Origin of the sequence: Microvirga sp. GCM10011540, assembly GCF_042650665.1 — a bacterium.
GTDB lineage: Bacteria > Pseudomonadota > Alphaproteobacteria > Rhizobiales > Beijerinckiaceae > Microvirga > Microvirga lenta.
Genome location: NZ_JBHSBQ010000049.1, coordinates 1 through 590, shown reverse-complemented (window position 1 = coordinate 590; position 590 = coordinate 1). Strand labels below are relative to the sequence as shown.

General features: G+C 62.7%; 1 protein-coding gene. It reads right to left on the bottom strand.

Translation table 11 applies throughout. The annotated features are described in order from the left end of the window. A partial coding sequence (locus tag ACFOYU_RS15175) for a TerC family protein (RefSeq protein ID WP_377034234.1) occupies positions 1–590 on the bottom strand: 590 nt, incomplete at both ends.

The following is a 590-nucleotide window of genomic DNA, read 5'->3' as shown; positions in this document are numbered from 1 at the left end:
GTCATGCCGATCATCAGGAGGAACCCGAGAGCCAGCATCACGACGGTGGGGTTGTGGTGGATGAAGTTGGCGAGCGGATTGGCGGCGAGCAGCATCACCGTCACCGCGACGACCACCGCGATGACCATGATCATCACCACGTCAGTCATGCCGACGGCCGTGATGATGCTGTCGAGGGAAAAGACGAGATCGAGCAGCAGGATCTGGGTGATCGCCGAGCCGAACGTCATCGTGGCCTTCGCGGTGTCGAAGACGTCCTCGTTCGGGGTGGGGTCGACGTTGTGGTGGATCTCCTTCGTGGCCTTCCAGACGAGGAAGAGGCCGCCTCCGATCAGGATCAGGTCGCGCCAGGAGAAGGCGTGTCCGAACAGGCTGAAGATCGGTTCGGTCAAGGTCACGATGATGGCGATCGTGCCGAGCAGGCCGAGGCGGAGGAACAGCGCCAGCCCGATGCCGATCCGGCGGGCCTTCGAGCGCTGAGCTTCGGGCAGCTTGTTGGTCAGGATCGAGATGAAGATGAGGTTGTCGATACCGAGCACCACCTCCATGACGATCAGGGTCGCCAGTGCCGCCAGTGCCGTCGGGTCGGA